Consider the following 275-nt stretch of genomic DNA (forward strand, 5'->3'; position numbering starts at 1 on the left):
GAACAGCTTGGATTCGGTGACAACCACAACGGCATCGGCGGCCGTCAGGCCGTTGATGGTGAGCTGGTCGAGGCTGGGTGCGCAGTCGATCAGGATCAGGTCGTAGTCGTCGACGACGCTGGCCAGGGCCTCGTGCAGGCGGCCTTCTCGGCCGGCTCCGGCGATCACGAGTTCGTCGCGCACGTAGCCGAGCGTGACGCCACTGGTGGGCACGACGTCGAGGCCGGGCCAGACGCCGGGAACGATGACGTCGCGGATGGTCTCAGGTGCGCGCG

1 protein-coding gene is annotated in these 275 nt (G+C 68.0%); it reads right to left on the reverse strand.

Going from position 1 to position 275, the window contains the following annotated elements:
• A partial coding sequence (locus AC1RPV_RS07870) for a ParA family protein (RefSeq protein ID WP_481764215.1) occupies nucleotides 1-275 on the reverse strand: 275 nt, incomplete at both ends.

This window comes from Dellaglioa sp. CoH-55-MRSF-9 (genome assembly GCF_056782155.1).